This is a genomic window from Acidiphilium iwatense (genome assembly GCF_021556475.1).
Taxonomy (GTDB): domain Bacteria; phylum Pseudomonadota; class Alphaproteobacteria; order Acetobacterales; family Acetobacteraceae; genus Acidiphilium; species Acidiphilium iwatense.
Genome location: NZ_JAKGBZ010000114.1, coordinates 1 through 2791 on the forward strand (window position 1 = coordinate 1; position 2791 = coordinate 2791).

The following is a 2791-nucleotide window of genomic DNA, read 5'->3' on the forward strand; positions in this document are numbered from 1 at the left end:
ACAATCCATTCCATGGATACACCCTCCTATGTTGACGGTTCGGCATCCTACCGCAGTTCGGCCGCAGCGAACGCCAGCGGTTGGGTGGGGGCGTTCCACACCATCAGAATTGGACGCGATTTTCGCCCCTCAAGGGGTCATTATTGCGCGCGATTTTACAGCCGGTACTAATCGCTAGTTTTGGTGTCAAAGGCGCTCTTATTTTACCTCTCGTCTTTTCCGCGTTTGGCATAATCGTCACTGCAGTCATCGGCGTCGAAACAAAGGGGGAAACGCTCGAAGAATTGTGGGGGCATTGATCGTGCATTGCACAGGTTGTTTATGCGTGATGTGAAATTGCGTTAAACCATGACTGCGCGTGATCGACACCTCGTTCCACGTTCACCTTGCGCGATGGGGCGTTCCAGACATTCGTATCATTAGATCCAGCGATGGCCCCCGAGCATCTACGCTCGTATGGCCTCAATTTTGAACAACGGCTGCCCAACTTGCACGAGCTCAGCATTTTGGGCGAAAACACGTGTCACCTGGCCGTCAGTTTCAGCCATAATCGTCGTGAAAAGTTTCATGACCTCGATCGAGCAGAGCGAGTCGCCACTTTTGACAATACTTCCGATGTCAACGAAGGGCGGATCCTTCGGAGACGGTGCGCGGTAGAAAGTCCCCGTCATAGGGGAACGAACGATAGTTCCGCCGTCAGTCGCGTTTATATCCGCGGGTGGTCCGGATGGGGCGATTTGGCGCTCGGCATGTCGTGGTTTTTCCGCATATTTTTGCGGTTCCGCCGGCGAAAGCGGTGTGGCTGTGGGTATGATTGTCGTCCCGCTAGAACGCCGGACCACAATCTTGACATTCGCAAGTTCCACTATCACTTCTTCACAGCCGCTTGCGTCGATGATCTTGATGATGTCAGCGACGTCCTTGTAAGTTAGGGTCAACTCTGCCTCCTTACGCCGCAAGTTCCAGGATTGAGCGCGCCTCGTCCGGAGTCGCAGGTCGGCGCCCATAGGCAGCCGCCTCCGCGACGACGAGCGAGACAAGCTCAGCATTGCTCGCGGCAAGACGAGTCTTGTCAAACCGCACGTTGTCTTCCAGGCCGGTGCGGGTATGTCCGCCAAGCTCGAGACACCATCGGTTCACCTCAAGCTGATGGCGTGCCATTCCAAGTGCCGACCACGTGGCGGTCGGGCTGATTTCTTTCAATTCAGAAAGCAAGAATTCGAGAAGAGATCGCCGTACCGGTATAGCGTTCTGGACACCCATAACAAATTGCACATGGAGTGGTTCCAGAATCAGTCCCCGCTTGACCAGTTCGACGGCATTGTAGAGCATCGCGGCGTCAAAGACCTCGATCTCCGGTTTAATGCGATAAGTCAGCATTTCCTTACAAAGGGTCTCGATGAAATCAGGAGCGTTCTCGTATATCTGCCGCGGGAAGTTGACCGATCCGGTGGTGAGGGATGCCATGTCGGGCTTGAGATAAAGGCTGGCGCCTCGCTGCGAAGCCTCCCGCCCGCGCCCTCCGGTTGAGAACTGGATGATCATGCCGGGGCAGTGCTTTTTAACGCCCTCCTGCACAGCGGCGAAAAGCTCGGGTGAGGATGAGGGATTTTCCTGCGCGTCGCGCACATGGATATGCACCAGCGCCGACCCGGCCTCATAGGCGGCATGAGTGGATTCAATCTGCTCGGCCGGCGAGATCGGAACCGCCGGATTGTCCTGCTTTTTCGGAACGGCACCGGTGATCGCGGTGGTGATGATGATCGGCTTCATGGATGGAACTTTCGCAATGCTTACCTAGCTACGCACCGGCTTGTCGGAAGTGAAATGATTTGATCGACGGGCGGTTGCTGATTTCCTTCAGCAAGGTAGCGAGCGGGGTTGCCATGATCGGGTATTCAATGTCGATCAGCCCCGCGCCCCTCAAGGCGTCGCATTGGGTGTCGTCATAGAACGCCGCGAGAAGGAGGTCGTCGTCCGATGCGAAAGGGCCACGCGTCGCGCGGATGCGGTCGAGCGCCGGCGGCAGCCGGGAGCCCGGCCTTTCAGTGATCGGTGGCGCGCCCCTGGTTATCTTGTCGTAGAGATTCGGCTCGATGGGACCAGTGATTTCTCCATAGCCGCCCCGGACATAGAGGCGAATTTCATCCGGAACGGTGTCATAACGGCGGCGCCCCTGATCCCGGCCCACAACATTCAGCACCGCCTGCGTCACAATGTACTGGGCGAAGGGACTGACGACGATCGGATATCCCAGATCCTCGCGAACATGCCATGCTTCCTCGAGGATGTCGTTCAATCGGTCCCTAAGTCCCATGGTCTCCAATTGATAGGCGAGGTTCGAGACCATACCGCCGGGACATTGGTGCTGGAAATGAAATTCGTCATATTCGTTGGGCGCGCCGACAGGCTTATCCTCCCTGGCCGCGATATAGGCGAGACGCTCCGCGACGTCGCGGATCGGCTCGAGGTCGATCGCCACCTCATATCCGCGCCGCCGCAAATTGCTGGCGACACGTTCGGTCGGCGAATGCGAAACGCCATTCGCGAGCGTCGATGTCGCCGTATGGATGCTACGGCATTCACACATTTTGCTTGCCCTGAGGGGCGCGCTCTGATTCTCCATGATCTGTGTATTGATGGGGAACGAGATGGCGGTTCGGGGCGGAGCTTTGGGTCATTTTGGTGATGCGCGGCGTGCGGCGATGGGGAGCACGCTGGTCGAACGGGTGGTGGAGACCGGCTCGCTGGTCATACGCAAGCTCGGCGGCACCCGGGCGCGGGAGATTGC

Annotated in this window: 3 protein-coding genes; all 3 read right to left on the reverse strand. The window is 57.5% G+C overall.

Features of this window, described 5'->3' with window-relative positions:
* Positions 1-446 precede the first annotated feature (446 nt).
* Genes L2A60_RS20175 through L2A60_RS20185 form a run of 3 tightly spaced genes read right to left on the reverse strand, consistent with a single transcriptional unit; the run spans position 447 to position 2626 of the window.
* Positions 447-938: an acetyl-CoA carboxylase biotin carboxyl carrier protein gene (locus tag L2A60_RS20175; protein ID WP_235706249.1), complete on the reverse strand. Its 492-nt coding sequence runs from the start codon at positions 936-938 to the stop codon at positions 447-449.
* Positions 939-948: 10 nt separating this feature from the next.
* Positions 949-1773, reverse strand: a complete 825-nt coding sequence (locus L2A60_RS20180) for a BKACE family enzyme (RefSeq protein WP_235706250.1) — start codon at positions 1771-1773, stop codon at positions 949-951.
* A gap of 28 nt (positions 1774-1801) precedes the next feature.
* Positions 1802-2626 (reverse strand): hypothetical protein, encoded by an 825-nt coding sequence (locus tag L2A60_RS20185; protein WP_235706251.1) that lies wholly within the window; start codon positions 2624-2626, stop codon positions 1802-1804.
* Positions 2627-2791 lie beyond the last annotated feature (165 nt).